The 1,397-nt window shown below is 66.3% G+C and carries 1 protein-coding gene; it reads left to right on the top strand.

Annotation, left to right across the window (positions count from 1 at the left end; translation table 11 throughout):
- Positions 1–72 precede the first annotated feature (72 nt).
- The gene (locus tag ACTWQA_RS58980) at positions 73–1,365 is read left to right on the top strand and encodes an IS256 family transposase (RefSeq protein WP_443167494.1); all 1,293 of its coding nucleotides are present in this window, start codon (positions 73–75) and stop codon (positions 1,363–1,365) included.
- Positions 1,366–1,397 lie beyond the last annotated feature (32 nt).

The raw sequence follows: 1,397 nt of genomic DNA, 5'->3' as shown, positions 1-1,397 counted from the left end.
TACCTTCCCGAATCATCTGATCATGGTTTCGAGATAGGCCGACGCGCCAACGTCGGTCGGGAAGGCACACCCGTGCCGCTTACCGTAGTGCCCGAGCTGCCCGCTGACGACCGCTCCCCGGCAGGCTCCTCGTTGATCGACCAGATCGTCCGCGAGGGTGCCCGCAAGATGCTCGCCGCCGCCCTGCAGGCCGAGGTGGACGCCTACATTGCCGCCTTCGCCGACGAACGCGACGAGGCCGGTCGTCGCCTGGTTGTACGCAACGGCTCCCACACCCCGCGCGAGATCCTCACCGCGGCCGGCGCGATCGAAGTCAAAGCGCCGCGGGTCAACGACAAACGCATCGACGAGGAGACGGGCGAGCGCCGACGCTTCACCTCGGCGATCCTGCCCGCCTGGTGCCGTAAGACGCCACAGATCAGCGAGGTGCTGCCGCTGCTGTATCTGCACGGCCTGTCCTCGGGCGACTTCGTGCCCGCCCTGGGCCAGTTCCTCGGCAGCTCGGCGGGCCTGTCGGCGTCGGTCATCACCAAGCTGACCGAGACCTGGAAGGGTGAGCAGCGCGTCTTCGCTGAGCGTGACCTGTGCGAGGTGGACTACGTCTACCTGTGGGTGGATGGCATCCACGTCAACATCCGGTTGGAGGAGCACAAGCTGTGCCTGCTCGTGATGATCGGCGTGCGGGCCGACGGTCATAAGGAGCTCGTCGCGCTGAGCGACGGTTACCGGGAGTCGGCTGAGTCGTGGGCCGATCTGCTGCGCGATGCCAAGCGGCGCGGGATGCGCGCGCCGGTGCTCGCGATCGGGGATGGCGCGCTGGGGTTCTGGTCGGCGCTGGGCGAGGTATTTCCGCAGGCCCGGCCCCAGAGGTGCTGGTTTCACAAGATTGCGAATGTGTTGGGGGCCATGCCGAAGTCCGCGCACCCGGCTGCCAAGAAGCATCTGGCCGAGATCTGGAACGCCGAGGACAAAGAGCACGCCGAACGCGCGGTGAAGGAGTTCCAGGCCGCCTACGCCGCCAAGTACCCCAAGGCGGTGGCCAAGGTGGTCGACGACCTCGACGAACTGCTCGCCTTCTACGACTACCCGGCCGAACATTGGGTGCATCTGCGCACCACCAACCCCATTGAATCGACCTTCGCCACCGTCCGCCACCGCACCAAGGTCACCAAGGGGCCGGGTTCGCGCGCCGCCGGGCTGGCCATGGCCTTCAAACTCATCGAGTCGGCGCAGAAACGTTGGCGCGCGGTCAACGCACCCCACCTTGTCGCCCTGGTCCGCGCCGGGGCCACGTTCGTCAAGGGCAAGCTCGTCGAGCGGCCCGAGGAATCACCGACGATCGGGGGTAAGTCGAAAGCTGCTTAAGAAACTTGATCCACAGGTCTTGACGATTGCTC

The organism is Nonomuraea sp. 10N515B (assembly GCF_052245915.1).
Lineage (GTDB): Bacteria > Actinomycetota > Actinomycetes > Streptosporangiales > Streptosporangiaceae > Nonomuraea.
Note: the sequence above shows the minus strand (reverse complement) of the source record. Positions and strands in the feature narration are given on the sequence as shown.